Origin of the sequence: Psychrobacter sp. NG27 (assembly GCF_016106655.1) — a bacterium.
Classification (GTDB): domain Bacteria; phylum Pseudomonadota; class Gammaproteobacteria; order Pseudomonadales; family Moraxellaceae; genus Psychrobacter.
Window position 1 is genome coordinate 44,884 of record NZ_JADGIN010000009.1, and the last position, 26,198, is coordinate 71,081.

Below are 26,198 nucleotides of genomic sequence, written 5' to 3' on the forward strand. Positions count from 1 at the left end.
ATGATTAACCTAAAGGAAATCAAACAGTCACATCAACGGAGTAAGAAAAATGTTTACTAAAGCGCTTAAAGATATTGAAAACACTGATTTTTTTGTTCATTGGGGAAATGGAACTAGCCATCGCCTTTTGACTGAAACAGATGGTATGGGATTCACAGTTTGCCATACCAAAGTTAATAAAGGATCTGAATCTGTACTTGAATATAGAAACCATCTAGAGGCATGTTATTGCATTGCTGGACAAGGCGAAATTGAAGACATGAAAGGTAATGTCCATAAAATTAGTGAAGGTGTTATTTATGTTTTAGACAAGCATGACAAACATTTTTTGAGAGCTGATGAAGAGCAGGATCTTATTTTGGTTTCAGTATTTAATCCGCCACTCACAGGTACAGAGAAGCACTCACTATCTGCAGATGGATCATCAAGCTACTAACTAAATAGCAAAAAAGGGGCGGACACCTATGAATTATACATACAGCGCTTTTGCTATATATCTGCTTGCTATGTTAGGTATTGGCTATTACTTTTACCGTAAAACCAGTACTTCCTCAGATTATATTTTAGGATCTCGAGACTTACCGCCCAGTGTTGCAGCTATAAGCTCTGGTGCTTCCGATTTAAGCGGATGGGCTTTAATGGGGCTTCCTGGAGCATTATTTACCACTGGCCTTTCTGCTATTTGGATCGTTGTATTTACACTCATGGGTGTCTACCTCAATTGGAAACTCGTAGCACCCAAGCTACGTGTTGCCACTGAGGAATTAGATGATTCACAAACAATTCCTGAATACCTTAAAAATCGGTTTAAAACGGACTCAAAAACCTTACAGCTAATAGCTTCATTAGTCATGCTCGTCTTTTTTACATTGTATGTAGGCGCGGGACTAAGTGGTGGAGCGGTGCTGTTTGAAAGAGTCTTTGATATAGATTATCACCTCGCTTTATTCATTGGTGCGATTGTTATCGTTTCATATACCTTTATGGGAGGTTACTTAGCAGTATGCTGGACTGATTTTTTTCAAGGGCTAATGATGTCTCTGTCTCTACTCATTACCGCTCTTTGTTTATTTTTTATATTTAACACACCAGAAATGAGTCCAGAGTTATCTCAAGTATTAAGTAAACTAACATTTAAAGCGCTAGAACCCAGTGATGGCTGGCTATTTGGACTGATTTCTTTTAGTGGCTGGTGTATTGGTTATGTAGGCCAGCCCCATGTACTTGTTAGATTTATGAGTGTTAGGTCTTTAGAGGATGTAGCAATTTCACGAAAGATAGCCATGGTATGGTCTACAATTACAATGATTTCAGCTGTAGTAGTAGGAGTATTCGGCGCAGCCTATTTTGGAAGTGAGCTTAGCGACCCTGAAACTGTATTTATTGCACTAGCCCAAGCCTTTTATCATCCATTTGTTGCTGGAATTATCATTGCAGGTATATTAGCGGCCATAATGAGTACTATAGATTCGCAATTACTTATTTGCTCTACAACCATTTCTGAAGATTTATATAAAACTTACTTTCGGAAAAATGCGAATGATAAAGAAGTTATTTTAGTTGCACGCATGGGTCTATTAATCGTTACTTTAATAGGTCTTGCCTTAGCTTTTAATAAGGCAGATAAAACCCTGTTGAGTATGGTTGCTTTTGCTTGGGGTGGATTTGGCGCAGCATTCGGCCCTGTTATTGTATTTAGCTTGTTCTGGCGGTCTATGACATGCCAAGCAGCAATATGGGGCATGATCATAGGTGCAGTAACATCACTAATTTGGGAAGTATTAGAGGGAGGTATATTCGATATGTTTGGAGTTGTTCCTGGTTTTATCGGGGCTAGTATCACTATAGTTCTTATAACATTATTTTCTAACTATCGTGCTAAACACCAACAACTTAGTTAAGCGTTAACTTTATAAAAAAAGTCCAGCATTGCTGGGCTTAAAGTCATTTTAGGAGTAGTGGTTTACTTAATTAAATGACACCGTAATGTTGTTATAACATGCATCTTCAATTAGACATAATTGGTAATCGTACGATGATAATGTAGTACCACGTACATAGTCACGGTAATGGCCGCTATCTAAAGCTATATCTACTAGCTCACCGTTACGGTATACACTTAATGATTCAGCGCCTACATGATCCCAGCTTGGATCAACGCGCATACTATCAAAGCGAGACTTGTTAGCACGTTTTAAGGTCAGCACTAATCCTCATCAACCACAATCCAATCACCATCGTTATCCACAACTGACTCATCAAACACTCTCGCAAATCCTTGTTTCACCAATTCAATACGCGATACTTCAGGTTCACCGTCAACTTTGACAATAGGCGCGTCTATAAGCGTAATAGATTGCCATGGCGACTCTTGTCCTGTTTTATTTGCCAATACAAAACTAAAGAACGCCGTGTCGCCTGCCATCATACGTAGGTCATCAACGACCAACTGGATGTCTTGTTTGTTAGGTTTAACAGCGTCATCAAGCATCGTTTGCGTTCGGTAGCCTGTCCAATCACCAGAGAACCAATCCAGCCTTTGTGTATAGGGCTGGCTCGCTATTGGCAGGTTTGCGCGTAGCGTCTGCGAATTGTCATACTGCGTCAGATAGCGATACTCAGGCAAGCGACTGTCTAAAACGCTACCGCGTATTTCAATCAGTCTATTTTGATCGTCCTCAGCGACTGTACGCCACATCAGGATAGTAGGCAGCACAGGCATGGTTTTGATACGGGTTATATTGTCTATTTTGGCAGCGGCCAATGTTTGCTCAGCTTTGTCTTGCGCGTAATATTTTAGACCTAACGAGAGCATCAAATAACCACTACTGATCACCAGCATCCAAATGGCAAGCCGTTGGCAATGAGCTAATATGCCAGTTTTAAAGATAGCAAGCTTGCTTCCTTTTATCAGCCCTATAGTCATGGCGATGAGCAGTGGCAATGTATATAGCGGATCGATGATGAACATCGATGCAATACTAAAAGGCGTCAGTGCTAAAGACTCTTGTAGCGGCCACAGTAATTGCGTGCCATAGACCGTGAAGCTGTCTAGAATTGGATGGGTCGTGAGCGCCAGCGTCATGGCTGTTGCCAAGCGCACAGTAGAGTAAGGCAGTGGCAAGTTGCGCCATGCATGATAACGACTGATTGCCCATGCGCCCACGATGCTCACTGCCGTGAGGACGATTAGCGAATGACTAAAACCACGGTGATAGGTCATATTGCTGATTGGATCAGGATAATGTATTAGTACATCCAAATCAGGCAAAGTACCCAGCATTGCCCCGTACAGATAAGCTTTGCGTCCTTGGTATTTACCCAGTACCGCACCTTGCACACTAGCGCCTAAAACAATCTGACTGAGTGAATCCATGGTTATCTACTTGTATGTTTTTTTATTTGATTGCTTATTTGCTTTCTAATTTAGGTATGAGCAATGATTGACTATCGCACAAGACAGTTTTTGGTTTAAAAAGTATCAAAATGGTGAGCGGATAATGCCTCACGCAGCATCGCAATATTATAATACGCATGTGCTTTAGTAGTGTTTTGAAAGAAGATATAGAGCGTATCAAGGTGCTGACGCTGATTGGCAATTGCCTGCGCCCAGTCCTGCATTTCAGCTTCGCTATAGCGATAATCATGACGGTCAGCTGCGCTCATCGCATCCCACCAGTTTAGGTTATTGCCATGCATGCGCAGATAGCCAGTGCGCTCGGTAAATATCAACCGTGACGGTGGCAGGCCATGCACCTTAGGGTAATCAACGCTACACCAAATGAGACCTTGCTGCCGAAAGCTATCGACCACTTGCGGCGTGTGCCAAGCGTTATGACGAAACTCAATGGTTAAGGGATAATCTTGAAACCAACTGACAAGCTCTGCCAGATAGAGACGATGCTCACGAGTACGATCAAAACCATGCGGAAACTGGAGTAATAATGGCGCTAAAGCATTTGCTTCGATAAGCGGAGATAAGGCGTTTAGAAATGCTTGTGCATGTTCGGCAGTACCTTTGCGTGCATGAGTAAAGTCTTGATGCAGCTTGACAGCAAATTTTAACTGGCTGTCAGCTTGCACGTAGGCTTTATTGACCATACCAGCAAAGGCTTTTTGCCCAATAGGTGCATAGAAGCTGCTATTAATCTCCACCGCACCGTATTGCTTGGCATATTCACGTAAAAAGTCGGTTTTTTTTGTGCCAGTAGGATACAGCGTACCGAGTAAGTCGGTATCGCTATAGCCACCAGTGCCAAGATAAATACGCGGGGTAGGGTTACTGTCCATGTTGACCACTCACTGCCGTTTTGAGTAATAAAATTTGTTGAGCTGTTTTTACTCAGTGGTTATTCGCTAGACTATTTCTTACGCGACCATAGCCATTCAATCAATGCCAATAGGGCATCGTTGTCTGTATTAGGATTACTGTCTGTGCTATTCGTTTGCTCATAACTGCTCAAATCATCACTACTTAGTTCACGCATAATAGCGGCGCGTCCGTCATTAAACAGCGATTGTGCATAGTCAGTCGCCTGATCCACACCCATGAATTTTACATAGGTAGACTTGTCCAGTTTTTCATCACTGCCAGCAGGTTTGCCCAGCGTATCTGTGCTAGTCGTCACATCTAAAATATCGTCTTGAACTTGGAAGGCCAGACCAATATATTGAGCACACTCTTGCAGTGCCATGCGCTGCGGAGCCGTCGCGCCAGCACAGATGCCGCCCATGAGCATGGCCGCTTCAATCAATGCGCCTGTTTTGTCACGGTGAATGGCTTCCAATTCGCTTTGTGTGATGCTGTCACTGGCTTCTGCATTGAGATCCAGCATTTGACCAGAGACCATGCGTCTGGCACGTGGCGCAAATATAGCGAATAGCTGGCTAGCGATATCTGAATCATAAGGCGCAAAGGTAGGCAGCTCTGCGGTCAATACTTCAAAGGCGAGCGTCTGTAACACATCCCCTGCTAGCAGTGCTGTCGCTTCATCAAAGACGATATGAGCCGTCGGCTGACCACGGCGCAGCTCATCATCGTCCATACAGGGCAAATCATCATGCACCAACGAATAGGTATGCAGTAGCTCCACTGCCAACGCTGCACGGCGCGCCATATCATAATCTGAGTCATTTTCTAATAGTGATGCTAAGTCATCGCTGACTGCAGTGTTTTTATCAAACTTATTGTCAACATTCTTATCACTATGATCATTCACGTTAGCGAAAGCGCTGGCGACCAGCAGTGGACGTACCAATTTACCTTGGCCAGTCATCACATAACGGCAGGCATCCAACAATGGGCTGGGGAGCTTGGCATAAGCAAACAGCACATCGATATCTTGTGCCAATTGCTCGCGCACCGTGCTATGAAATTGTTCATTATTATCAAACGATATAAAGCCAAAAGGAGTAGGGTTTAGCGTAGAAGAAACAGTCATAATCCAACCATTTATAGGGATACAGTTTATAGGAATGCAGTAAAAATTATTAGGGATAAGGTAAAAACGACATTAGTGTAGCATGATAGAGCGTATGGCTTATGTGTGACAAAGTATCAATCGATTGTTTTTCGCGACTGTTTTTCGGGACCGTAATATTCCAACAATCTCTCGTTACCTATCATTGATTTCACTGACAGATTGAATGTGTTCTGATAAAGGCGTATGTTTGATGGTTGCTGCTATTATTTATGCGCTGCAAGACGATATCTACTCAAAGCCTGACAGTGCCACGCTTGATTTGAGTATACAAACATTCACTAAAACACTTTGCGCATAAGGTAAATGCTTACAGGTGATTTAAGAGTGACTTGTGAGTATGGCATTAGCTTGTGACAGTAAGGGGCATAATCCCCTACACTAATTGGCGTGGCAATGGTCTGGTAATGACAGTAATTGGTGTTAGGTTGTATCTCAGCCAGTACTTTTTATCGGTACCTGCACCAATAGTATATAAACAAAGCGCCATATGATGTCATGCAAGAGACGCAAAATAAGTGCATGATTATGAGCGCTGGATAATAAAGACATCTTCACTGGTGCGCTCGTTATATGTTTGTCTTTATAACATGACAAGCGCACCGTGCTATTACCCATTTTACTAACAGTAACTGGCTATTTATTTTAATTCAAAACGTAGCTTTCGTTATAATAGAAAGGAGTTCCACATGGTATACCAAGGAAATCGCATCACGGTGACAATGCTAGAGGATGGCATCGCCAATATGCAGTACAACGCCGAAAATGAGAGCGTGAACAAGTTTGATGCCGAAACCAATAAGCAGTTTGGTGAAGCGGTCACCGCTTTAGAAAAAGCGGACGACGTAAAAGGTCTTATCGTTACTTCAGCCAAAGGCGTGTTTATCGCTGGTGCTGACATCACAGAATTTGTGGGTTCTTTCAAAAAATCAGAAAGCGAGATCAAAGATTGGGTCGTTCATGTCAATGACGCTTTCAATCGTTTTGAAGACCTGCCATTCCCGAAAGTTGCTGCCATCAATGGCGCTGCGATGGGCGGCGGTTGTGAGATGACCTTGGTTTGTGAATACCGTGTCATGAGCGACAAAGCGATTATCGGTTTGCCAGAAACCCAATTGGGCATCTTCCCAGGTTTTGGTGGTACGGTTCGTAGTACGCGTATCATTGGTATCGACAACGCGCTTGAGCTGATCGCGACTGGCGCTCCTAAAAAGGCACTAGCAGCATTAAAGCTAGGTTTGGTTGATGCGACTGTACCAGCTGATGACTTGCAAGATGCAGCGATTGACTTGGTCAAAAAATGTGTCTCAGGTGAGCTTGATTGGAAAGCAAAACGTGAAGAAAAACTGTCTCCAGTTAAGCTAAACCAGCTTGAGCAAGCGATGGCATTCAACAGTGCCAAAGGTGCTATCTTCGCCAAAGCCAATCCTAAGCAGTATCCAGCACCAGCGCTAGCGATCGAAGCCATTGAAAAACACGTTAACCTACCACGTGATAAAGCGATCGAAGTAGAAGCGGCTGGTTTTGCAAAAGCGGCTAAAACCCCACAAGCAGAAAGCTTGGTTGGTTTGTTCTTAAACGATCAATTGGTTAAAAAGTTAGCAAAACAGCATAGCAAATTAGCACATGAAATCAATGAAGCCGCCGTACTAGGTGCTGGTATCATGGGTGGCGGTATCGCTTATCAGGCAGCCAGCAAAGGCTTGCCAATCATCATGAAAGACATCAAGTCTGAGCAATTAGACCTTGGTATGGGCGAAGCCAGCAAGTTACTAGGCAAAATGGTCGATCGCGGCAAAATGACCCCAGCAAAAATGGGCGAAACCTTAAGCCGTATCCGTCCAACACTTAACTATGGTGACTTTAGCGAGACTGACATCGTTATCGAAGCAGTTGTAGAAAATCCAAACGTGAAGCGTGCGGTACTAAAAGAAGTAGAAGGCTTGGTTAAAGACGATTGTATCCTAGCGTCAAACACCTCGACCATCTCTATTACCTTCCTAGCTGAAGCGCTTGAGCGTCCAGAAAACTTCGTCGGTATGCATTTCTTTAACCCAGTACATCGTATGCCATTGGTAGAAGTTATCCGTGGCGCAAAATCATCTGAAGAAGCGGTTGCGACCACCGTTGCTCTTGCAACTAAAATGGGCAAAGTGCCAGTTGTGGTCAATGACTGCCCAGGTTTCCTCGTGAACCGTGTTCTGTTCCCATACTTTGGTGCATTTGACTTGCTACTTAAACAAGGCGCTGACTTTGCTCATGTCGATAAAGTTATGGAAAAATTCGGCTGGCCAATGGGTCCTGCATATCTAATCGACGTCGTCGGTTTAGACACAGGTGTTCATGGCGCAGAAGTCATGGCAGATGGTTTCCCTGATCGCATGAAGCCTGATTATAAAGGTGCTATTGAGCTTTTATATGAAAACAAACGCCTAGGTCAGAAAAACGGTGTTGGTTTTTATAAGTATGAAATGGACAAACGCGGCAAGCCAAAGAAAGTTGCTGACGAAGCCACTTATGAGCTGCTAAAAACCACGACTGATAGCGAAACGCAGACGTTTGACGATCAAGCCATCATTGACCGCACCATGATTGCATTCTGCAACGAAACGGTTCGCTGCCTAGAAGACAACATCGTGAGCACGCCTGCTGAAGCTGACATGGCCATGATCATGGGCGTAGGTTTCCCACCATTCCGTGGTGGCCCTTGCCGTTATGTTGACCAAATGGGTCTAGAGAACTACTTGGCATTGTGTGAAAAATACGCATACCTTGGCAAAGCCTATGAAGCGCCGCAAAGAATCCGCGACATGGCAGCCGCTGGCGAGACTTTTTACTCAGTCGCTTAATGAACATACCGTATTAGGATAAGTGTGGTACGTCTACTAAAATAGAAATAGTAATGGATATTTCGATATTTTCTAAACGTAGACGTACTGTTTTAGCCAGTTTGTGTCAGATTTGATAAATGGCATCAAGCGTCAAGATACATGAAACATAATGATTGACGCCCGATGCATGAATCATAGCATTGACATAAACTGACTACACTGATAATAAAAATTGAAAAGGAAGATAGTATGACAACTTTAAGTCCAAAAGATGTGGTCATCGTAGATGGCGTACGCTCGGCAATGGGCAAAACCAAAAACGGTATGTTCCGCCATGTACGTGCTGATAGTATGTCAGCTGAATTGGTACGTGCCTTAGTAGAACGTAATGACTTTGATGCCAATGATATCGAAGACATTATCTGGGGCTGTGTGAACCAGACGCTAGAGCAAGGTCTAAACATCGGTCGCAACATCGGCCTGCTAGCTGGTATCCCAAAAACGGCTGGTGGCCAAACGGTCAACCGTCTGTGTGGTTCTTCTATGCAGGCTCTACATACCGCTGCGGCGCAAATCATGACCAACCAAGGTGATATCTTTATCATCGGTGGTGTTGAGCATATGGGCCACGTCGGCATGATGCATGGTGTTGATCTAAACCCTGCTGCTTCTAAGCATTATGCAAAAGCGTCAAACATGATGGGCTTGACTGCTGAGATGCTGGGCCGTATGAATGGTATCACTCGCGAAGAGCAAGATGCTTTCGGTCTTGAGTCACATCGCCGTGCATGGGCTGCGACTACCGAAGGTCGTTTTGACAATGAAATCATCGGTATCGAAGGTCATGATGCTGCGGGTCGTCTGCAACTGTGTACGGTTGATGAAGTGATTCGTCCAGATGCGACGATGGAACAAATGCAAAAGCTACGCCCAGCCTTTGATCCAAAAGGCGGCACGGTAACAGCGGCTACCTCATCTGCATTGTCTGACGGTGCATCTGCGATGCTAGTCATGAGCGCACAAAAAGCCAAAGACCTAGGTCTAAAGCCACGTGCTCGTATTCGTAGTATGGCTGTTGCTGGTTGTGATGCTGCTATCATGGGTTATGGTCCTGTACCTGCGACCCAAAAAGCACTTAAGCGTGCTGGCATGAGCATCAGTGACATGCAAACCATTGAGCTAAACGAAGCATTTGCAGCTCAAGGCTTGTCAGTACTGAAAGCGTTGAACTTGACCGACAAGCAAGACATCGTCAACATCAACGGCGGTGCGATTGCACTGGGTCATCCACTAGGGTGTTCAGGCGCTCGTATCACGGTTACCTTGCTAAACGCAATGGAGCAGTCGGATACTGAAATCGGTCTAGCAACGATGTGTATCGGTCTTGGCCAAGGTATTGCTACTATCATTGAGCGTGTTTAATATTGTCTCACTGATGTGAACAAAATTATTTGAATGCTCAATAATTTAAATACGCAATAAGCAGCTACTTGCTAATAAATAAAACCTCTAGTCATCATGGCTGGAGGTTTTTTTATGGGTAACTCTATACTTAGCCAATGAATGATTTAAGAGGTCAAAAATAGCATATGTATCATGATTAAAAATTATCTCCATTGACGCATTCATGAAACTGTGACTAAATAAGAGTTGGCTTAATAGGGATAATATAAACAATAGAGCTAACATAGATTCTAATGATAAATGTCAGTACAAGGAGTGTGCTATGTCTACTATGATTACCGATCGTACTTATCGAATCGCTCGTGAAGATACCCAAGCGATGATCGTCGATGTACAAGAACGCCTAACACCGCATATCTATGATCACGAAAATATCGTCAAAAAAACAGTCACTCTAATCAAAGGGCTGCAAGAACTTAATATTCCCATTATGCTCAATGAGCAATATAAAAAAGGACTGGGTGATACCTTGCCAGAGGTACGGGAAGTATTAGAAGGTAATAACGCCAAGGGCTTTGAAAAAGTCACGTTTAGCGCTTGTGATAACAAGGACTCATGGAATCATCTGGCACAGCAGAACCGTAGCGTGGTTTTGTTATTTGGGGTAGAAGCCCATGTTTGTGTGCTACAGACCGCGCTTGATCTGCTGGATAATGGTATGCAGCCAGTCATCATTGGAGATGCCGTTGGATCACGTTTTTCTTATGATAAAAAGCAAGCCATCCGCCGTATTCGCCGTGCTGGCGGAGTGATTACCACGGTTGAAACCATTTTGTTTGAGCTATGCCGTAGCAGTGAAGACCCTGCGTTCAAAACCATTAGCAATCTGATTAAGTAGATAATAAAACAATCATTTATTTGCAAACTCATAATCGATAGCGCTTGATACAATAAGCGCTATTTTTTTTGATGACTGTCATAGACTATTAATCGTTAAAGCCCATCAGCATAAAGTTTATAAGTATAAAAAATTCATAACCAGAGAAAATCAATGTCACAAACCAGTTCTATATCGTTAACCAACTCAAAATCTGCTGCAAATATCGACATAGATGATGTCACCCATTTCTTATTAGAACTTGATGCGCTTAAACGTGTCAATCGTCGCAGCTATGTGACGAATACGACTCGCCATGAAAACTCTGCCGAGCATTCTTGGCATTTGGCCATGGCATGCTGGTCGATCGCTGAACAGTTTGAGCTAGATGTCAGTCATGAAAAACTACTTAAAATGGCACTGGTACATGACTTGGGTGAGATTGATGCGGGGGATACGTTTTTATTCGCAAGTAGTCGTAGCGAGGCACACATCGAAGAACGTGAAGGTATAGCTCGATTGCAAGCAGAAAGGGGTAACGGTATTGCGAAGTTAAGCGCGGTTTGGGAGGAGCAAGAGACAGGCGATAGTAAAGAGAGCCAGCTGCTCAGAGTCGTCGATCGATTATTGCCATTTTTACTCAATCTCAATACTGAGGGAAAAACGTGGGTTGATGCTAAGGTTACGCGTTCGCAAGTGGCGGCCGCGCTTGCTTTTATCAAAGACAGCTTTCCACCTATTCATGATTGGCTGTCAAAAAATATTGACTATGCGACCCAGCAAGGGTGGTTGATTGATGCCTAGTACGGATATGATTGACTGAACTAAAAAAGCCCAACCATACATAATAGGTTATGCATGGCTGGGCTCTATTTTTATAGGTATCAGTACTATAAGCTTATTACGCGTTGGCTGTGCCGAGTAACTGTCCCATTTGTACGATGCTATCGGCTTGCATGCTGTCTAGCCAGTCCGATTTTGCTGCTTTTGGCAAAACTACGATAGCAGTTGAGCCTAGATAGAAGCGTCCAAGCTCATCACCTGCGGCAAACTGCATGTCATGATCGGCTTCTTGAATGTCGTCAGTACGAGTAATTTTGCCAGTTGCGACCGTTTCGATACCAGCGACGATCATCGCACCAACCATCACCACGGCAGCTTTGCCATATTTGGTATCAAACATACAGACCAGACGCTCATTGCGTGCAAACAAGTCTGGAACGTTAGCCGCCGTAGTATTATTGACCGAAAACAGCGTACCCGGTACGTAGCGAGTCTTGGTCAAGGTACCAGAAAACGGCATATGGACACGGTGGTAATTGCTAGGTGCTAAGTAGATAGTCGCAAAGCTACCATCAGCAAAATAATGGCCATCTTCGCTATCAGCAAGCAGTTGGCCAACATCATAGTGACGACCTTTTGCCTGTAGCAGTTTGTGATCTTCGATCTGTCCAAGCTGAGAGATGATACCGTCAGCAGGACTGACAATGCCATTTGCAGTGGCATCGATGGTGCGCGCATCGTCTCTTAATTCACGGGTAAAAAAGTCATTGAAGCTCTCATACGCATTGAGACTTTGGCGCTCGTACTCGTCCAAGCTGATATTATAAGCTTTGGCAAAGCTACGGATAAAGGTACGCTTAACATAAGGATGGCGACTAGCAGCGAGACGTCCAGCGACTTTACTCAGTTTTTGCTGCGGTACTAGCTGTTGTAAGGTGGTAAATACATTCATAATAAAGCTACCAAAATAGGATGTAGTGTAATAAGGGCGTGTTGGACATTCGACCATGGCACTGACAGTGGCTAAAATTGCTCCATACTACGTTGTAAACCTAGTCAAGGCATGAGCATTACCGTCGTTTTACGCCTTGTCTGAAACAGTTTTAGCGATCAGCAGTACCTATTTGTGAATATCAAACACGCCCTAATAAATAGGCAAGTGAATGTCAGTATTTTATCATGGACAGCATATTATTGTCTGAGCATAATCTGTTAAGGATTCAGTAAATGAAAGCACTTATACAACGGGTAAAACGCGCCAGTGTCGATGTTGATGAGCAGTGTATTGGTACTATCGATCATGGGGTATTGGCGTATATTGGCTTAGGTCATGAAGATAATTTTGCCACTGCTCAGCGTATGATTGACAAGATTTTGACCTATCGTATCTTTGAAAATGATGACGATCCTGCCAAATTTGGTAAACTGGATAAAAACGTCCAGCAAGTCGGCGGTGGCCTCCTCTTAGTCTCGCAATTTACGTTGATGGCAAGGACGGACAAAGGCCGTCGTCCTGACTTTGGTGCGGCAATGGCACCTGATATGGCTCAAGCGCTATTTTCACAATTGGTTGCTTATGCCAAGACTCAGCATCTAAACGTGGCGACAGGTCAGTTTGGCGCTGATATGCAAGTGTCGAGCGTTAATGATGGGCCACTAAACTTTTTACTCGATGTCTAAGCGTTAAGTGTCATGAAGCTGTCATAATTAATCCGTTTAATAGATAGAGACTGGTGAGTGACTATCACCTTTTACATAATAGATTGTGCCCTCTAACACTGAGAATATCGTATGTATAATGAGCAAATTTTGATTGTTGAAGATGAGCCAGCGATTCGGGAAATGGTCGTAATGACGCTAGAAATGGCGGGGTTTGAGAGCTTGCAAGCCGCTGACGTGTCAGAGGCGCATCAGCAAGTGGTCGATCACAGACCGTCACTGATTTTGCTTGATTGGATGCTACCTGGAGATAAGAGCGGCGTTGATTTTTGTCGTATGCTCAAAAACGACGAATTGCTCTCTGAGATTCCTGTCATTATGTTGACGGCAAAAAGCGAAGAAGATAGTAAAGTGCATGGCCTTGATGCGGGTGCAGATGACTATATGACCAAGCCATTCTCGACACGTGAATTGATTTCAAGAATAAAGGCAGTGCTGCGTCGCAGTAGTGCGCTCAGTAGTGATAAACCAATAGAGATCGGGAAGCTGAGTCTCGATACCAAAAGTCAGCGCGTGACAGCAGCTGGTCAAATCGTGGATGTGGGTCCAACAGAATATCGCCTATTGGCATTTTTTATGAGTCATCCAGAGCGTGCCTATACACGAACACAGCTCCTTGATCAGGTGTGGGGCGGCAACGTCTACATCGAAGATCGAACCATCGATGTGCATATCAAACGCCTACGCAAATTACTGCGCCCTTACGACTGTGATACATTGATACAAACGGTACGCGGTACAGGCTATCGATTCTCTAGTATTATTGAGCCAAGTTAATCCCGTATATAGTCGATTTAATTTAAAAATAGTACAAGGCAACCGAGTGTAGATGTATATTAAATACTTCAAGCGAGGTTAACGCAGTAATAATTTTATAGTGGAATGACTATAGTGACTCTTGGATAAAATATGCCGCCGTCATACTAGATAGCGGATAGTGGTAAGGATGAGACATGGAAAAGATAGCGCCAGCAAAAAATAAGCAAGAGAGCATAGTACCAATCGCTCACCAAGATGCAGCAGCGCAATTACAAAAAATCAGAAGCGCACTGTTAGCACTACGAGATGCGGTGATTTTGCTCAATGAGGATGATGGTCTAGAGTGGTGGAATCAAGCGGCGCAGAGTTTACTGTCGTTACAGCCAGAGGACAAAGGCCAGAGTATTTTTGATTTTATTACGGTGCCTGCGTTCCGTCAGTATTACGAGGATACAACCCTACCTAACGATGGCATCCATATAGAGTCATGGCGCGATCCCAGTCGTTATCTAAAGTGTGAGCTCACGCCTTTCGGTGACGAGAAACTGTTGTTTATTTATGACGTGACTCGCTTGCAGCATTTAGAGCAAATGCGCCAAGATTTTGTGGCTAATGTCTCGCATGAACTACGTACGCCATTGACAGTGATGACAGGCTATTTAGAGAACTTCACTGATCAGCCGGATATGCCGCCCCATTGGCGTCGCGGTTTTGAGCTGATGACTCAGCAAACTGCTCGCATGAACCGAATCGTCAATGACCTGCTACTCTTGTCTAAGATCGAGATCGAAGAGACGCATGAATTTAACCATATAGAAATGACCAAGCTGCTGACCAATATCTATGATGATGCGCAGGCTTATAACCAAGCATACAAGCACACCATTCATTTGCAAATAGATACCTATGACGGCCTATATGGATCAGAGATGTACTTGAACAGTGCCTTGTCTAATCTGGTCATTAATGCGATTAAATATACGCCAAAAGGTGGCAATATCACCATCAGCTGGACGCGGACATCGGATGGGTGCCGATTCGCAGTCGAAGATGATGGACTGGGTATTGCGCCAGAGCATATTGCCCGTTTGACAGAGCGCTTCTACCGTATCGATAAAGGTCGTAGCCGTGCCACAGGTGGTACAGGGCTGGGGCTGGCTATCGTGAAGCACGTCCTGCATCAACATGAGGCGCACTTGCAGATTGACTCAATAGAAGGAGCAGGATCGACGTTTAGCGTGGTATTTCCAGACGCTTATGTACGATCAGCTGCGACAAATTAATACTGTGCTCAACTGGTATTATTTAAATTCAGCCATTCTTAACCTCAACCTATTTAGAGCGTCATGCTCAGAGTGAGTGCAGACTCTAGTCTTTTTGCAAAAACGGGTAAGGATTGACCGCGCTGCCATTGATATAAATGCCGTAATGGACATGGGGCGGTGTGCCTTTCGCGTTACCGCTATCACCCACGTAACCAATAACATCGCCTTTATTAACCCAGTCATTGGGCGCGATATCAGCATAATCCTCTAAATGCGCATAGTAATGTCCTGTGCCGCCAGGACCAACGACCACTACCACACGTCCGCCTAATGTATTCTCACCAACTTTTCTCACGATTCCTTGTGTCGTCGACTGTATCGGTGTGCCTCGGGCTGCAAAAATATCAATACCCTCATGCGAGCGCCCTTGGCTGCGTGCCGCGCCCCACGTATCGGTCAGATTTTGCTCTGGTAGCGGACTGGGTAGGCTGTTTTCTGTCGGCAGTTCTTGCTGCAATAGACTTAGCTGCTGCCACTTGGCAACCACAAACGATTGGGTCTGTTGGCTGATACTAGGCAGCAGCTTATCAAAGACAAATAACAGCCCCAGCAATACAATGGCCTTAATCAGTACGCTTAGTATACGACTGAAAAAAGAAGGCGTGGGTTGTTGGTTTTTCCCATCTGCTAGCATTGATGTCTCTTATCTGTTTGACATTGTCTGAGCCCCTATTATAAAAGCCCTATATACAAAGGTATGTATCGCATTGTTATCTATGGTTTTTATCCCCATAAATACAGTTGTGGTTAAACATAAGTACAGTAAATATAATCTTACCTACTCAATGCTTCTGTTGAGCGACAAGGGCTGCTACTGATGGCTAATATTTTATGAATGATGCTTTGAACAATACGGACGCTGCTACTACGGCTGAAACGGCACTTATTATCGATACTGAAACAGATCAGGGCCGTGATCCCAGACCTATCCAAGTTGCCACTATCAATGTGGCAACTGGATTTGAGTGGATGAAATACTTCAATAGTGGTCGCTCGATATCGCCCATTGTTATCAAAGTGCATGGCATTACTGATGCAGATGTGGCTGGTCTTGAGCGTTTTGAATTGGATCAATTTGAGCTGCCAACGTATTTGATTGGACATAATGTACGCTTTGATTGGCGCGTGATTGGCAGTCCATCTGCTAAGCTGATTTGTACCGTGAGACTCGCGCGCGTCGCCTTTCCAGAATGGAGTGCTTATGGTCAGTCCAAGTGTATCGATCAGTTACTGGGTAAGGGCGAGGCGAGTATAATGACGATTGCTGCTCATGACGCGCTTGGCGATGCACGGATGTGCTATCTGCTCTATCAGGCATGTTGTACGCGCCTAGAGATTGCGCCGACGGACTTTGCGGCAGCACATGCCATCTCCAATAAAGCGACTCCTGTAAGTAAAATGCCCTTTGGCAAACATAAAGGCAAGCCGATCAAAGACGTGCCCATCAGCTATGTGAAATGGATGATAGGCAATATTCATAATATGCAGCCGTCGCTACATTCTGCTTTGACCAAGCGTATAGAAGTAGAAAAAACCAAAGATGCTGAGTAATAAAAACTCATTCACAACTCCTGAGCTTTCACTATCCTATTCACCTTTGCGCAACCAATCAACTGCCATCTGCCACAGTGCAGGCGCTTTTGCATTGGTCTTGCTACTAAAATAACGCATATGACCAATGCTACGAACCCCAAAATCCTTGGGATCTAAAAAGCGTTTTTCTATGGGCATTCTCGTGAATACCCGTATCATATCGTCCATGTTTTCACTGTTGGCGATATCATCATCGCTAAAGCCCAGCCATAATGCTGGCATGCTGATTTCATCATAGAAATGCGTGTGTATGCTTTTGTCAAAGGCGGTCTTGATATAGCCTGCGCCATTGCACCATTCACGCCACTGACGAGCCACACCGCGTGGCAATGGCTCACCCATTCCCATTTTGTCCGAAGGCGTGTAGCCCAGCGCTAAATTGGCAATAGGAATCAGCGCATCCATAAAAAACATGGCTTTGGCTCTATACGGCATGGCCATGTTTTTGATTTGCCCTGATGAGCAGGCCACGTTAAATACTGAGGCAAGCATATTATAATTGGGCATGAGACCAATCAATTGACCACCCGCACTATGACCGATAAGATGATAAGCGGCATCTGCAAACTCATCTTGCAAAGCGTCTAATACGGCTGGCATGTCATGACGTCCCCAGCTAATCAGCGATGCATCACATTTGGCCAAGTCAGTGGTTAGCGATTCACCGATACCTTCGTTATCAAAGGTCAGCACGCCAAATCCATGCTCTGCCAAGTAAGTCGCAAAGTTATGATAAAACTGGCGTTTAATGCCTGTGGCTGGAGCTATCATAATCGCTGTCTTTACCGCATCGCTTGGACGATATACAGTGGCTGCCAACGCCTGATTGCGGTCGGTCATGATGGTTAGTGAGTAAGTGTCGACATTGGCAGCATCATCAGTATTGTTTTGACCAGTCAGATGGCTGTCAGTCATAGTATCTAAATGCTCTGTAGTCAAAGAAGCGCTATTATTATCCATTGTGATACCTTAGGTTTTTTATGAGTAGATAAGGGTTATCGAACTGCGATGAGCCATAAATAACTATCTTGGAGATGTAGTCGTTGCATAGTGATAAATCGTTGTGACTATGTGGTAGCATTGCTTATGTTAAGATAAATGCTAGCGAGACAGGCGCTCAAATATGACTTCCAAGTTTTGTAACACTTGACTGAGTGCCCTCTCATGAATCATGTGCATGACAATATCAATTAAAGGGGTCGGTATACGATCCTCACTAATAACAAGCACTCAATACCACCTGATATAAAAATTAAGGAAACTATATGCAAATGAAAATCGATAACGACACTTATGAAGTCATTACTAGCCAAGATATTAGCAATATTGAAAAAGCGGTAGACAAGTCAATGCTGACCATGCCTTTAGTTGCGGTATATTGTGGCTCGCGTTTGGGCAATGGTGATATTTATGAAAAAGCCGCGCGTGATTTGGGTCAAGCATTGGCTGATAGTGGCATGGGCTTGGTTTATGGCGGCGCTAGTATTGGCCTGATGGGTGCAGTGGCAGATGGGGTGATTGATGGCGGCGCACAAGCGGTTGGGGTGATTCCGACTTTTATGCTAAAACACGAAATCGCACATAAAGATTTGACACGTTTACACCTGACAGACACCATGCACACGCGTAAAACAGTCATGGCAGAATATGCCGATGCGTTTATTACCTTGCCAGGCGGCTTAGGTACGTTAGAAGAAATCATGGAAATCGCCACGTGGCGTCAGCTGTATCAGCACGAAAAACCAATGATTATTCTCAATATTAATGGGTTTTATGACAAACTGATTGAGCATCTAAAACATACCACCGAGCAAGGTTTTATGAAGCAGCAAGACCTTGATCGCTTAGTGGTTTGTAACACGATTGGCGAGGCGATCGATATCCTACAGACAGTAGTGACTATCGATGATGCTATAGATACAAAAAAAATGGCTGGTAGTAATAGCTAGGCCATATCAACACTATTAATCTACAGCGGTAATAGTGGGCTCAACAGTATTGAGTGCTAGTAAAAAAAGGAGCAGATAACCAAATCATGGTCGTCTGCTCCTTTTTTATGGCTATTTTTCTGTGGCTATCAAAATCTCAAAAAACCTTAGCAATACATGATAACGGCTATACATCAGCAGGTGATAAATCGTCCAACACCGCTCCACAGATGCTGTGATTGACATCTGCCATCGCTATTGGGAACCCACGCTGCTCAGCGAGTATACGTGCAACTTTATCAACCGCTAAGCTATCATTGTGTGCGAGATATGCCCACTCATGTGCATAACGACTATGATTCATCGGTGTGTCGTTGCTTATTAAGCCCAGCTCCGTTAGCTCGTTGACGATTTGATCCGCCGCGATTAAGGTTGAGGATGCTTTGACATTTTCTGCACGAGCGTAGCGTATATTTGAATACAAACTCACATCAGCGACTCGCAACGTATCATCTTGTCCAGGAATTTGCTGCCCACCGTATAGCGCATTACCTACCGTACGGGCACTGTTAAATGTCGGTACGAACTCAGCAATATACTCAATCGCTTGCTGGCTACGTGCCTGTAGAGGTGCTTTGTCCCAGCCATCTTCGATATAATGCACATATTGCTGCGGTAGCTTGGGCTGAGCGCTATCAGTGTTAGATGCCACTAAACCATCATTAAAGAGGGTAATGGCCTTACTCATGCCATGAATCTGAAAGTAGCCGCCAGGATAAGGAGTGAGCTGTGCCATTCCTTCTGGCGTACCTCGTTGACCATAGACGATAATCTCTGGTATCTGTCCGCCTGCATCACCCCAGTGCGTGACATAAGAGGATTTGAACTCAACCATACGCGTGACTTCAACGCCGACCATATCATCAATGACACCTGTACGAAAACCACAAGCATTGACCAAATAATCTACTTCGACAGACTCAGTCTGAGAGGCATTAGCTTGTTGATAATCGATACGCCATTTGGTGACATGGTGGTCAGCGTTGGTACAGTTCTCGCAATCTACCGGCACTACTTTTTGTACAGTCGTATCGGTAAAAACATGTGCATGATCGTACTCTTTTAACGCCAATTGCGCAGAGGCTGCCAAGCGGAAAATGTTCCAGCCATATTCTTGTACGACAATCAGTGGAAACTTAACCTTATTTAAGTCCAAATATCTGGCAACCGGTATCATCCATTCATCAACCGTACTTGGCACGGCAACTTGCTCACGCTCAGACAGCTCGATCAATTGCTCATGACTATAGAGCTGATAGTAATCTTCAGGGTCGCCTAACACCTTATTGTTACTATCTTGCTCAATCAGCTCGCGGTAAGCATCTGTCAAAATATCCAAACGCGGCAGCAAGTCCTCAGGCAACCCTTCGTCGCGTGTCGGCACCGCAAATACAGTTGGACGAACATCGATAGTACAAGGGTAGAGGCGTAGTATATCGATACACTGTTTGAGCAGTGCCACGCAATCTTCATCAGGTATTTCTCGATACAAATTACCACCAGCATGCAAATGACACATGGGCGGGCCATCGATAAGGGATTTTTTCTTCTCAAACAAATGGGTTTCAAGACCTAGTGCTGCAAGGCGAATAGCAATCGTTGCCCCCGCAGTGCCGCCACCCAAAATGCCAACACGTTTGGTAGGAGTGTTATTTTTGGCGCCGTAAGACAGGACATCAAAAGCAGCGTCTTGGTTGCCAGAGTGAGCGCGATTTTTATTAGAAGACTGAGTCATTGTCGTCATTGTATCCTTAGTAGCATTTGCATCAGGCTATGCTCGGTGTAGTCGTTAAATGTCTTATAGCTATTGATATGCGTGCGAAGGTCGCTAAGTTCAACATTCATGTATGAGCGGAAGTGGGCACACTATCTGTGAGTAATCTATCCATTGTGTAGTCGTGCTTCATTTCTATAAGATTTCTATAAGACTATTTTACGAATAACTACAGATAATATGATGGCAAATACGTAAGGGGATGCATGATTTTTGTCAACGAAGTATTAAGCTCCTGACGCTACATACGTAGATGAGCATCAGTGAGACAGTAGAAATGGACAATATGAAAAGCATGGTAAGGTCTGTTTTCTGTAGCCAAAAAGCTTATTGTTTACTCGTTTTGTAAGCTCTAGCCACTTTTGTAAGTTTACATATTGATGATCTAAATAGCCTAGAACTATATGCTATATTTGTCTCGCTTGAGTAAGGCCTAAGGCTTGCTTTCAATATAGTTTGATTTAAAAAATATCTAAATCAAAAAATCACAAAATTTATTATTACAACTATTAAAACGACAGGGATGTTACTATGAAAAATATCATGATGTTATCGGCATTAACAGGCGTATTGGCAGTAACAGGCTGTACAACATTAAAGAATGCGGTTGGTAGTGACATGTCTGGCACGCATGAAGTCCAAGCGACCAGCAATAATACCGCGCCAGTCACTAGCAAAAACGGCATATTGGTTGATGCGACCAACCATATGACGCTTTATACGTTTGATAAAGATTCAATGAACAAGTCAGATTGCGGTGCGGCTTGCCAAGTTGCTTGGCCGACCTTCATGGCACCAAGCAATGCAAAAGCATCTGGCCAGTTTGCGGCAGTCAAGCGTGAAGACGGTAAATATCAGTGGGCAATGAATGGTAAACCGTTATATTTCTATGCCAATGATACAAAGGTCGGTGACAAAAACGGCGATGACAAGTTTGGTGTTTGGCATGTTGTTCCAAGCAAGTAATATATGCTCAAGTAATATCTAATAGCATTATATTGAGACAAAAAAAGCAGCCCCTATCATGGGGCTGCTTTTTTATTTAGATTTAAAATGTGATCGTTGTCTTATTGAGTACTCATGGCAGTACAAGCGTTATCTCTACTACGATATGGTTGCCAAGGATTCTGCTTGATCGATTTCAAGCACTTCTTCTTTCGTAGGTTCTTTTCTATACAAAGGAAAGAAATCAGAGCATAAATCACTTTCGGTAAACCAGATATCTGCTACTAAATCTGAATATTTTTCTGCATTGACGACGAGTCTGTAAGTCTTAAAGATTAATTCTTGAGAGCTGAATCCTTTCTTGTATTCATACAAAGAGTCTAGATTAGAGCCGACACCGCCACCAAGATGTAATACCTTATAGCCGCTCTCTCGACCCCAATCTCGTGCTACATGAGTAATGAGTTTGGATGGTTGCAGGTGAGTGTAGGCGTTGAGTGTACCGCAAAGGTGAAACTGCATAATGCCAGATTCTTCACAAATCGTATAGATAGAAGAGCCGATTGCTTTATTGTCTTGATAAGCCGTTATCAAGAGTATCTTATCTTGCAGATGCTCAAGCAGGTTGAAAAAATAATCATCATCAAAAAAGTAATAGTCGCTCGCCTTGACGTGTAACATCGTCTCTTTATAAATGCTCGAAAACATCATTGCATTTTGTTTGGTTAGATACTCTGTTTTTGTCACGACATCCATCTTTAATGCTTTTTTGATACCTCTACGATGTCGATTTTGAGTCTCACTCCAGTGTTCTTCTTCAGACTTACTCAGATCAGACATCAAGGTTAGACCATGGGTCAGTGCTTTGCCTACCGTAGGAATCCATTCCTTATTGATGATTGGGTGTAGCCTCATAAACAGAGAGACGCAGCCTGCTTCAAAAAGAAAGGCTCTAATCTCATCGAGGACTGTGTCTATTTCGGCATCCGTGAAAGTTTTATCCATTAAAGGACCACCATAACCATAAGTAGAAGTGGCTTCCCAAGATATCGAGTCGATGTCTCTTATGATGATAGGTAACAGCACTTCTTTGTTTTTATAATGGGCAATGACTCCTTAGGGTTTGCCTTTATCAACAGTCGCTGAGGCATGAATCCAACCAGATAAATGATATATATCAAAATGGTGGTTTGAGACCTTTTTGTCCCAGTCGGTATCTATCGCTATAAAATCTACTTGAACTGTATCCACGTTGCTGCTCCCTCAGTCTTGCGTTATATATTCGTAAATCCGTATATATAAATATAACAACAAATTATGAAGCCTTCAAGTATATAAAAACCTTTTATGTTAAATAATGAATATAAAGATTAGAGTGTAGGAGTATTTGTAGAACATAAAAATCAGCCTATATAGTAGGGCTGCCTTTTTGCTTTGATTGAAAGATACTAGCGTTAGAGGACGGTTGGACTCACTTTGTTCTCTTTTGTACTCATTCACCGTTTATGCTGACTAATAACGCCTTTATGATCGTTTTTACTATGAATATATTCTTATAAGGTTCAATGGATTTCAGTAAATATTCAATACAACGATTAGAGCATTGGTAAGTAGAGTTAACATAACTGCCTGACCATTGACCAAATATATGAGTAACAGCTGATAGATAAGCGCTAGGAGTAAACTGGTAGCCATGTAATTTATTTAAAATTAAGTTGCTTATTATTCAATATAAATAAAAAAACAGTTGTACTAACATCTAGGTTTTATCTCGATGGACTCATCTGATTAGTGATCACTTATCACCCATGTGTATGACAACTACGGCTTGCGTTGAGCGCTAAAAACCGTTAAAATCGCGGTTTAATTTTCCCGCTGGGGAAAGGCTAAGCGAGCAGAAGCGTGGTATTGGGTGCTGGAATAAGCCAGTGATGCAGTTGCCATACTTGTAATGTCCTTAGTGCCTCAGTTACGTATGTCGTTATTTGTTTGATACATCATCAATGGTGCTGTATTTAGACGTTGTACATACATCGGACCTAGAGAGTATATTATGCGTAAAGATATCCATCCTAATTACCAAGAAGTTTTGTTCCATGACACTAACGCTGACGTGTTCTTTTTGACTCGTTCAACTGTTAAAACCAAAACGACTCGTGAATACGAAGGTACAGAATATCCGTACTACCCACTTGATATCTCAAGTGCGTCGCATCCGTTCTACACAGGCGAGCAACGTAAGAGCTCTACTGAAGGCCGTGTTGCAAGCTTCAACAAACGCTTTGGCGCTTTTGGTGGCCGTAGCAAGAAAGCTGCAGACGCTGCTGAATAATTTACACTCATGGTGTAAATGTATTTTGCTAAGCAATAAAAAACCGCTGATTATTCAGCGGTTTTTTTGTTTTTAAAGTGACGGCTTGAGAATGAGTGGCATCAAAATTTAGGTAGTCTATGATGCCAATAACTGAACAGTGGTCTCTGCTACCTGCTGCGCCCAGTAGCCATACATCAGACTGCTAGGATGAAAGCCATCGCTGGCAAACATGACCGTGATATCAATCGGTGATCCATTGGCGTGCTCTTCCATCATACGGCTAAAGTCAGTTGCCATATAAGTCACCCCGTCATGAGCTAAGCAGACTCGCTGCAATATACCGTCCAGTATTGACGCTTTTGCACCCACAAAACTATTCAGTGGTGCAGGTATGGCAGGCATTTGTGCCATCGGCGGTAAGCTCAAAAAAATCAGCTCACGTACGCCAAATTTACGTTGAGTAATAGCAATAATGTCTTCAATGCGCTGTTGCCATTTGTAAATAGAGACATTAGCGGTGGTGTCATTGACGCCCACACTCAGTAACATCACATCGATAGGATATGCGGGGGCAGGTAAAATATAAAGCCGACGCAAAATATCAAAGCTGGTATGGCCAGTCGTCGCTTGCAGCGACCAGTTCAGCTGAGCAAAGTTAGATTGAATATGCTCGTTATCTGCCAATATAGGAATGAGCTTGCCGACCAGCGCTTCTTGCTGCGTTTGACTGCCAACACCGGCTGCTGCTGAGTCGCCCACGACCATTAGGTTAAGCGTTTGCTTGCGATCAGCCGATACGCTATTGCTTGAGCAACTCAACTCAACTATTCCGTGCCGCTCACCGTTTGGCTCAGGCAGGCGAACCGTATCACGTTTAATCTTACGGCCCTGATAAAAATACACAGGGGCAAGTAAGACATCTCTTGCAACAGAAGTTAGTTTGCTGGTATCTACCATCCTGCACGTTCCCTGATAGTCGTGAGGCTGTCGTCAATCAACAGTTGGCCATCGATATAGACATCACGCAATAGGTTGTCCGCCACATCGCTTATCTCTTGCTGCTTGATGGTTTTGAGTTGGCCGCTATCGTCTTTTACTAGTGCCAATCGTCCTTTTTTCGAACGCTTTGAGCGACTGGTAATAGGGTCTTTGTAGATATCTTTCCATACACCATCGATACAGATAGCGCTCGACTTCATCGCCCAACTCATGGTGTCGCGGTTGACTTGCTGTAGCAGTCCGCCGCCCATGCCAAATGTCACGTTTTCTGCGCTAAAGCCTGCTTTCATGACCACATCAATGATATTGCTCAAGCTTTGTGCACTGATACCATCCCCTTGGATAATACGCACATAATCGGGCAGTACTTTATAGCCCTTACTGTTTATAGTCGTGCCAAACTTCACCGCTAGACGCTCTAATGCTTCGCGGACCACTTTGGTAGGCTCACCACTGTCTGGCCTGATGACCAGCGTACCACCCATGTTTTTGACATCTTCTTTTAAGGTATCGCCCCAGATATTATCAATCGCGTTCCATAAGTCATAGCTGTCAGAGACGACCGAAAACGCTTTGTCCGTGCCGCCAAACTGTTCAATCATATTGGCAAATGCAGCAGTCTCTCCGTCACGTCCCCATGCTGTCATGGTGCTGTGCTCAGCTGCTGGAATAGAGAATGCTGGCATGTCTTTACCCATCTGATACCAACGACTGGCAGCAACCAGCGCGGTCATCGAATCCGTACCAGCAAAGTTGACCAAATGTGCCAAGCTACCGATTGCCACACTCTCTTGGCTTGAGGCACCGCGCGCGCCAAAATCATGCAGGCGAAAGGGCAGCGATTCTGTGTTGTCTGCTGATTTCTCTAACGCCTGACGGATGATGTCTTTACAGTAGCGAGAGACGCTAGCGACCGTCGATGGGTACCAAATCGCACGTAGTAGCGCCGTTTCGATATAGCTTGGCAGCCAATAGAACTCAGGATCAGTATTGGTAATCTGACAGACCACGTTAGATACGGGCACGATGCTGCCTTCGGCGACGGCCTCGATGCGTAGTGGCAAGTAGCCGTCATGTTTATCGACCAGATGCTCCCAGCCTGCTCGGTTGAATGTCAAGCCGTGTGCTTGAATGACCATTTCAGCCTCATCGATATCTTGATGAGTGATAGGCGTGCTTAGGTATTCTTTGATAAAGGCTTGAAGGCCAAAAAACACCACATCATAGTCGCCTTTACGCGCTTCGATGTAGCTTGACAGATATTCACTACCGCTTGGGTATTGCACCCAATGTGAGGTTTTATAGCTGTCGCTGTTTAAGATTAGGTTGTTTAGGTTGCTGGTGTACATCACAGAACTCCTCTGCTTTGAGATGCCGTCCCTGCTTTAATGAAAAAACAGTGGCGGC

General features: G+C 44.0%; 24 protein-coding genes. 13 read left to right on the top strand and 11 right to left on the bottom strand.

What is annotated here, in order from left to right:
- Positions 1 to 49: 49 nt before the first annotated feature.
- The gene (locus IP485_RS12055; protein ID WP_198327411.1) at positions 50 to 436 is read left to right on the top strand and encodes an ectoine synthase; all 387 of its coding nucleotides are present in this window, start codon (positions 50 to 52) and stop codon (positions 434 to 436) included.
- A 28-nt stretch (positions 437 to 464) separates the two neighbouring features.
- Positions 465 to 1,901 carry a sodium/proline symporter PutP gene (gene putP, locus IP485_RS12060; RefSeq protein ID WP_198327412.1) on the top strand — a complete coding sequence of 479 codons (1,437 nt, stop codon included), beginning with the start codon at positions 465 to 467 and terminating at the stop codon, positions 1,899 to 1,901.
- Between the two features lie 305 nt (positions 1,902 to 2,206).
- On the opposite strand, the gene IP485_RS12065 is transcribed toward putP, so the two are convergent.
- The 3 genes from IP485_RS12065 to IP485_RS12075 all read right to left on the bottom strand — a co-directional run bounded on the left by IP485_RS12065 (position 2,207) and on the right by IP485_RS12075 (position 5,441).
- On the bottom strand, positions 2,207 to 3,376 hold the full coding sequence (locus tag IP485_RS12065) for a metal-dependent hydrolase (RefSeq protein WP_198327413.1): 1,170 nt from the start codon (positions 3,374 to 3,376) through the stop codon (positions 2,207 to 2,209).
- Between the two features lie 95 nt (positions 3,377 to 3,471).
- Entirely contained in the window at positions 3,472 to 4,290 is an 819-nt protein-coding gene (locus tag IP485_RS12070) for a DUF72 domain-containing protein (RefSeq protein WP_198327414.1), read from the bottom strand.
- Between the two features lie 71 nt (positions 4,291 to 4,361).
- Positions 4,362 to 5,441, bottom strand: coding sequence for a polyprenyl synthetase family protein (locus IP485_RS12075; protein ID WP_198327415.1), 1,080 nt, complete (start codon positions 5,439 to 5,441; stop codon positions 4,362 to 4,364).
- Positions 5,442 to 6,169: 728 nt separating this feature from the next.
- On the opposite strand from IP485_RS12075, the gene fadB reads away from it, so the two are divergent.
- The 4 genes from fadB to IP485_RS12095 all read left to right on the top strand — a co-directional run bounded on the left by fadB (position 6,170) and on the right by IP485_RS12095 (position 11,396).
- Entirely contained in the window at positions 6,170 to 8,329 is a 2,160-nt protein-coding gene (fadB, locus tag IP485_RS12080) for a fatty acid oxidation complex subunit alpha FadB (RefSeq protein WP_198327416.1), read from the top strand.
- Between the two features lie 231 nt (positions 8,330 to 8,560).
- Entirely contained in the window at positions 8,561 to 9,733 is a 1,173-nt protein-coding gene (gene fadA / locus IP485_RS12085; RefSeq protein WP_197177824.1) for an acetyl-CoA C-acyltransferase FadA, read from the top strand.
- 304 nt (positions 9,734 to 10,037) lie between these two features.
- A complete protein-coding gene (locus tag IP485_RS12090; protein WP_198327417.1) occupies positions 10,038 to 10,613 on the top strand; it encodes an isochorismatase family protein in 576 nt (191 codons plus the stop codon).
- Between the two features lie 153 nt (positions 10,614 to 10,766).
- A complete protein-coding gene (locus tag IP485_RS12095) occupies positions 10,767 to 11,396 on the top strand; it encodes an HD domain-containing protein (RefSeq protein WP_198327418.1) in 630 nt (209 codons plus the stop codon).
- A gap of 97 nt (positions 11,397 to 11,493) precedes the next feature.
- On the opposite strand, the gene asd is transcribed toward IP485_RS12095, so the two are convergent.
- The gene (gene asd, locus IP485_RS12100) at positions 11,494 to 12,327 is read right to left on the bottom strand and encodes an archaetidylserine decarboxylase (RefSeq protein WP_198327419.1); all 834 of its coding nucleotides are present in this window, start codon (positions 12,325 to 12,327) and stop codon (positions 11,494 to 11,496) included.
- Positions 12,328 to 12,602: 275 nt separating this feature from the next.
- Here asd and dtd point away from each other — a divergent pair, with 275 nt between their 5' ends.
- From dtd to phoR, 3 genes are all read left to right on the top strand, one after another.
- A complete protein-coding gene (dtd, locus tag IP485_RS12105; RefSeq protein ID WP_198327420.1) occupies positions 12,603 to 13,055 on the top strand; it encodes a D-aminoacyl-tRNA deacylase in 453 nt (150 codons plus the stop codon).
- A 111-nt stretch (positions 13,056 to 13,166) separates the two neighbouring features.
- The gene (phoB, locus tag IP485_RS12110; protein WP_194365256.1) at positions 13,167 to 13,871 is read left to right on the top strand and encodes a phosphate regulon transcriptional regulator PhoB; all 705 of its coding nucleotides are present in this window, start codon (positions 13,167 to 13,169) and stop codon (positions 13,869 to 13,871) included.
- A 176-nt stretch (positions 13,872 to 14,047) separates the two neighbouring features.
- A complete protein-coding gene (gene phoR / locus IP485_RS12115) occupies positions 14,048 to 15,136 on the top strand; it encodes a phosphate regulon sensor histidine kinase PhoR (protein ID WP_198327421.1) in 1,089 nt (362 codons plus the stop codon).
- A gap of 85 nt (positions 15,137 to 15,221) precedes the next feature.
- Here the strand turns inward: phoR and IP485_RS12120 are convergent, their stop codons facing one another.
- Positions 15,222 to 15,812 (bottom strand): M23 family metallopeptidase, encoded by a 591-nt coding sequence (locus IP485_RS12120; protein ID WP_198327422.1) that lies wholly within the window; start codon positions 15,810 to 15,812, stop codon positions 15,222 to 15,224.
- 197 nt (positions 15,813 to 16,009) lie between these two features.
- Here IP485_RS12120 and IP485_RS12125 point away from each other — a divergent pair, with 197 nt between their 5' ends.
- Positions 16,010 to 16,729 (top strand): putative quorum-sensing-regulated virulence factor, encoded by a 720-nt coding sequence (locus tag IP485_RS12125; RefSeq protein WP_198327423.1) that lies wholly within the window; start codon positions 16,010 to 16,012, stop codon positions 16,727 to 16,729.
- Positions 16,730 to 16,765: 36 nt separating this feature from the next.
- Here the strand turns inward: IP485_RS12125 and IP485_RS12130 are convergent, their stop codons facing one another.
- On the bottom strand, positions 16,766 to 17,731 hold the full coding sequence (locus tag IP485_RS12130; RefSeq protein ID WP_265090947.1) for an alpha/beta fold hydrolase: 966 nt from the start codon (positions 17,729 to 17,731) through the stop codon (positions 16,766 to 16,768).
- A 305-nt stretch (positions 17,732 to 18,036) separates the two neighbouring features.
- On the opposite strand from IP485_RS12130, the gene IP485_RS12135 reads away from it, so the two are divergent.
- Entirely contained in the window at positions 18,037 to 18,720 is a 684-nt protein-coding gene (locus IP485_RS12135; RefSeq protein ID WP_198327424.1) for a TIGR00730 family Rossman fold protein, read from the top strand.
- A 166-nt stretch (positions 18,721 to 18,886) separates the two neighbouring features.
- Here the strand turns inward: IP485_RS12135 and IP485_RS12140 are convergent, their stop codons facing one another.
- The gene (locus tag IP485_RS12140; RefSeq protein WP_265090948.1) at positions 18,887 to 20,503 is read right to left on the bottom strand and encodes an FAD-dependent oxidoreductase; all 1,617 of its coding nucleotides are present in this window, start codon (positions 20,501 to 20,503) and stop codon (positions 18,887 to 18,889) included.
- Positions 20,504 to 21,064: 561 nt separating this feature from the next.
- Here IP485_RS12140 and IP485_RS12145 point away from each other — a divergent pair.
- Positions 21,065 to 21,499, top strand: a complete 435-nt coding sequence (locus IP485_RS12145; RefSeq protein ID WP_198327425.1) for a hypothetical protein — start codon at positions 21,065 to 21,067, stop codon at positions 21,497 to 21,499.
- Positions 21,500 to 21,637: 138 nt separating this feature from the next.
- On the opposite strand, the gene IP485_RS12150 is transcribed toward IP485_RS12145, so the two are convergent.
- Together IP485_RS12150 and IP485_RS13890 are read right to left on the bottom strand one after the other, a co-directional pair.
- Entirely contained in the window at positions 21,638 to 22,483 is an 846-nt protein-coding gene (locus tag IP485_RS12150) for a peptidogalycan biosysnthesis protein (protein WP_198327426.1), read from the bottom strand.
- 111 nt (positions 22,484 to 22,594) lie between these two features.
- A complete protein-coding gene (locus IP485_RS13890; protein WP_265090949.1) occupies positions 22,595 to 22,729 on the bottom strand; it encodes a hypothetical protein in 135 nt (44 codons plus the stop codon).
- A gap of 802 nt (positions 22,730 to 23,531) precedes the next feature.
- Between IP485_RS13890 and IP485_RS12155 the strand changes: the two genes are divergently transcribed.
- Positions 23,532 to 23,810 carry a type B 50S ribosomal protein L31 gene (locus IP485_RS12155; protein ID WP_194365264.1) on the top strand — a complete coding sequence of 93 codons (279 nt, stop codon included), beginning with the start codon at positions 23,532 to 23,534 and terminating at the stop codon, positions 23,808 to 23,810.
- A 117-nt stretch (positions 23,811 to 23,927) separates the two neighbouring features.
- On the opposite strand, the gene IP485_RS12160 is transcribed toward IP485_RS12155, so the two are convergent.
- Positions 23,928 to 24,749 carry an SGNH/GDSL hydrolase family protein gene (locus IP485_RS12160; RefSeq protein ID WP_198327427.1) on the bottom strand — a complete coding sequence of 274 codons (822 nt, stop codon included), beginning with the start codon at positions 24,747 to 24,749 and terminating at the stop codon, positions 23,928 to 23,930.
- Positions 24,743 to 26,140 (bottom strand): nicotinate phosphoribosyltransferase, encoded by a 1,398-nt coding sequence (locus IP485_RS12165; RefSeq protein WP_198327428.1) that lies wholly within the window; start codon positions 26,138 to 26,140, stop codon positions 24,743 to 24,745. The genes IP485_RS12160 and IP485_RS12165 overlap by 7 nt, the downstream gene beginning before the upstream one ends.
- Positions 26,141 to 26,198: the final 58 nt, after the last annotated feature.

Excerpts from the sequence above, each read along its gene's own strand:
- IP485_RS12125 (WP_198327423.1), top strand. The coding sequence starts at position 16,010 with ATGAATGATGCTTTGAACAATACGGACGCTGCTACTACGGCTGAAACG.
- asd (WP_198327419.1), bottom strand. The coding sequence starts at position 12,327 with ATGAATGTATTTACCACCTTACAACAGCTAGTACCGCAGCAAAAACTG.
- IP485_RS12150 (WP_198327426.1), bottom strand. The coding sequence starts at position 22,483 with ATGGATAAAACTTTCACGGATGCCGAAATAGACACAGTCCTCGATGAG.
- IP485_RS12095 (WP_198327418.1), top strand. The coding sequence starts at position 10,767 with ATGTCACAAACCAGTTCTATATCGTTAACCAACTCAAAATCTGCTGCA.
- IP485_RS12160 (WP_198327427.1), bottom strand. The coding sequence starts at position 24,749 with ATGGTAGATACCAGCAAACTAACTTCTGTTGCAAGAGATGTCTTACTT.
- IP485_RS12155 (WP_194365264.1), top strand. The coding sequence starts at position 23,532 with ATGCGTAAAGATATCCATCCTAATTACCAAGAAGTTTTGTTCCATGAC.
- IP485_RS12075 (WP_198327415.1), bottom strand. The coding sequence starts at position 5,441 with ATGACTGTTTCTTCTACGCTAAACCCTACTCCTTTTGGCTTTATATCG.
- fadA (WP_197177824.1), top strand. The coding sequence starts at position 8,561 with ATGACAACTTTAAGTCCAAAAGATGTGGTCATCGTAGATGGCGTACGC.
- putP (WP_198327412.1), top strand. The coding sequence starts at position 465 with ATGAATTATACATACAGCGCTTTTGCTATATATCTGCTTGCTATGTTA.
- IP485_RS12135 (WP_198327424.1), top strand. The coding sequence starts at position 18,037 with ATGCAAATGAAAATCGATAACGACACTTATGAAGTCATTACTAGCCAA.
- IP485_RS12055 (WP_198327411.1), top strand. The coding sequence starts at position 50 with ATGTTTACTAAAGCGCTTAAAGATATTGAAAACACTGATTTTTTTGTT.
- IP485_RS12130 (WP_265090947.1), bottom strand. The coding sequence starts at position 17,731 with ATGGATAATAATAGCGCTTCTTTGACTACAGAGCATTTAGATACTATG.
- IP485_RS12165 (WP_198327428.1), bottom strand. The coding sequence starts at position 26,140 with ATGTACACCAGCAACCTAAACAACCTAATCTTAAACAGCGACAGCTAT.
- IP485_RS12065 (WP_198327413.1), bottom strand. The coding sequence starts at position 3,376 with ATGGATTCACTCAGTCAGATTGTTTTAGGCGCTAGTGTGCAAGGTGCG.
- IP485_RS12070 (WP_198327414.1), bottom strand. The coding sequence starts at position 4,290 with ATGGACAGTAACCCTACCCCGCGTATTTATCTTGGCACTGGTGGCTAT.
- fadB (WP_198327416.1), top strand. The coding sequence starts at position 6,170 with ATGGTATACCAAGGAAATCGCATCACGGTGACAATGCTAGAGGATGGC.
- phoB (WP_194365256.1), top strand. The coding sequence starts at position 13,167 with ATGTATAATGAGCAAATTTTGATTGTTGAAGATGAGCCAGCGATTCGG.
- IP485_RS12090 (WP_198327417.1), top strand. The coding sequence starts at position 10,038 with ATGTCTACTATGATTACCGATCGTACTTATCGAATCGCTCGTGAAGAT.
- IP485_RS12140 (WP_265090948.1), bottom strand. The coding sequence starts at position 20,503 with ATGACGACAATGACTCAGTCTTCTAATAAAAATCGCGCTCACTCTGGC.
- phoR (WP_198327421.1), top strand. The coding sequence starts at position 14,048 with ATGGAAAAGATAGCGCCAGCAAAAAATAAGCAAGAGAGCATAGTACCA.
- IP485_RS12120 (WP_198327422.1), bottom strand. The coding sequence starts at position 15,812 with ATGCTAGCAGATGGGAAAAACCAACAACCCACGCCTTCTTTTTTCAGT.
- IP485_RS12145 (WP_198327425.1), top strand. The coding sequence starts at position 21,065 with ATGAAAAATATCATGATGTTATCGGCATTAACAGGCGTATTGGCAGTA.
- dtd (WP_198327420.1), top strand. The coding sequence starts at position 12,603 with ATGAAAGCACTTATACAACGGGTAAAACGCGCCAGTGTCGATGTTGAT.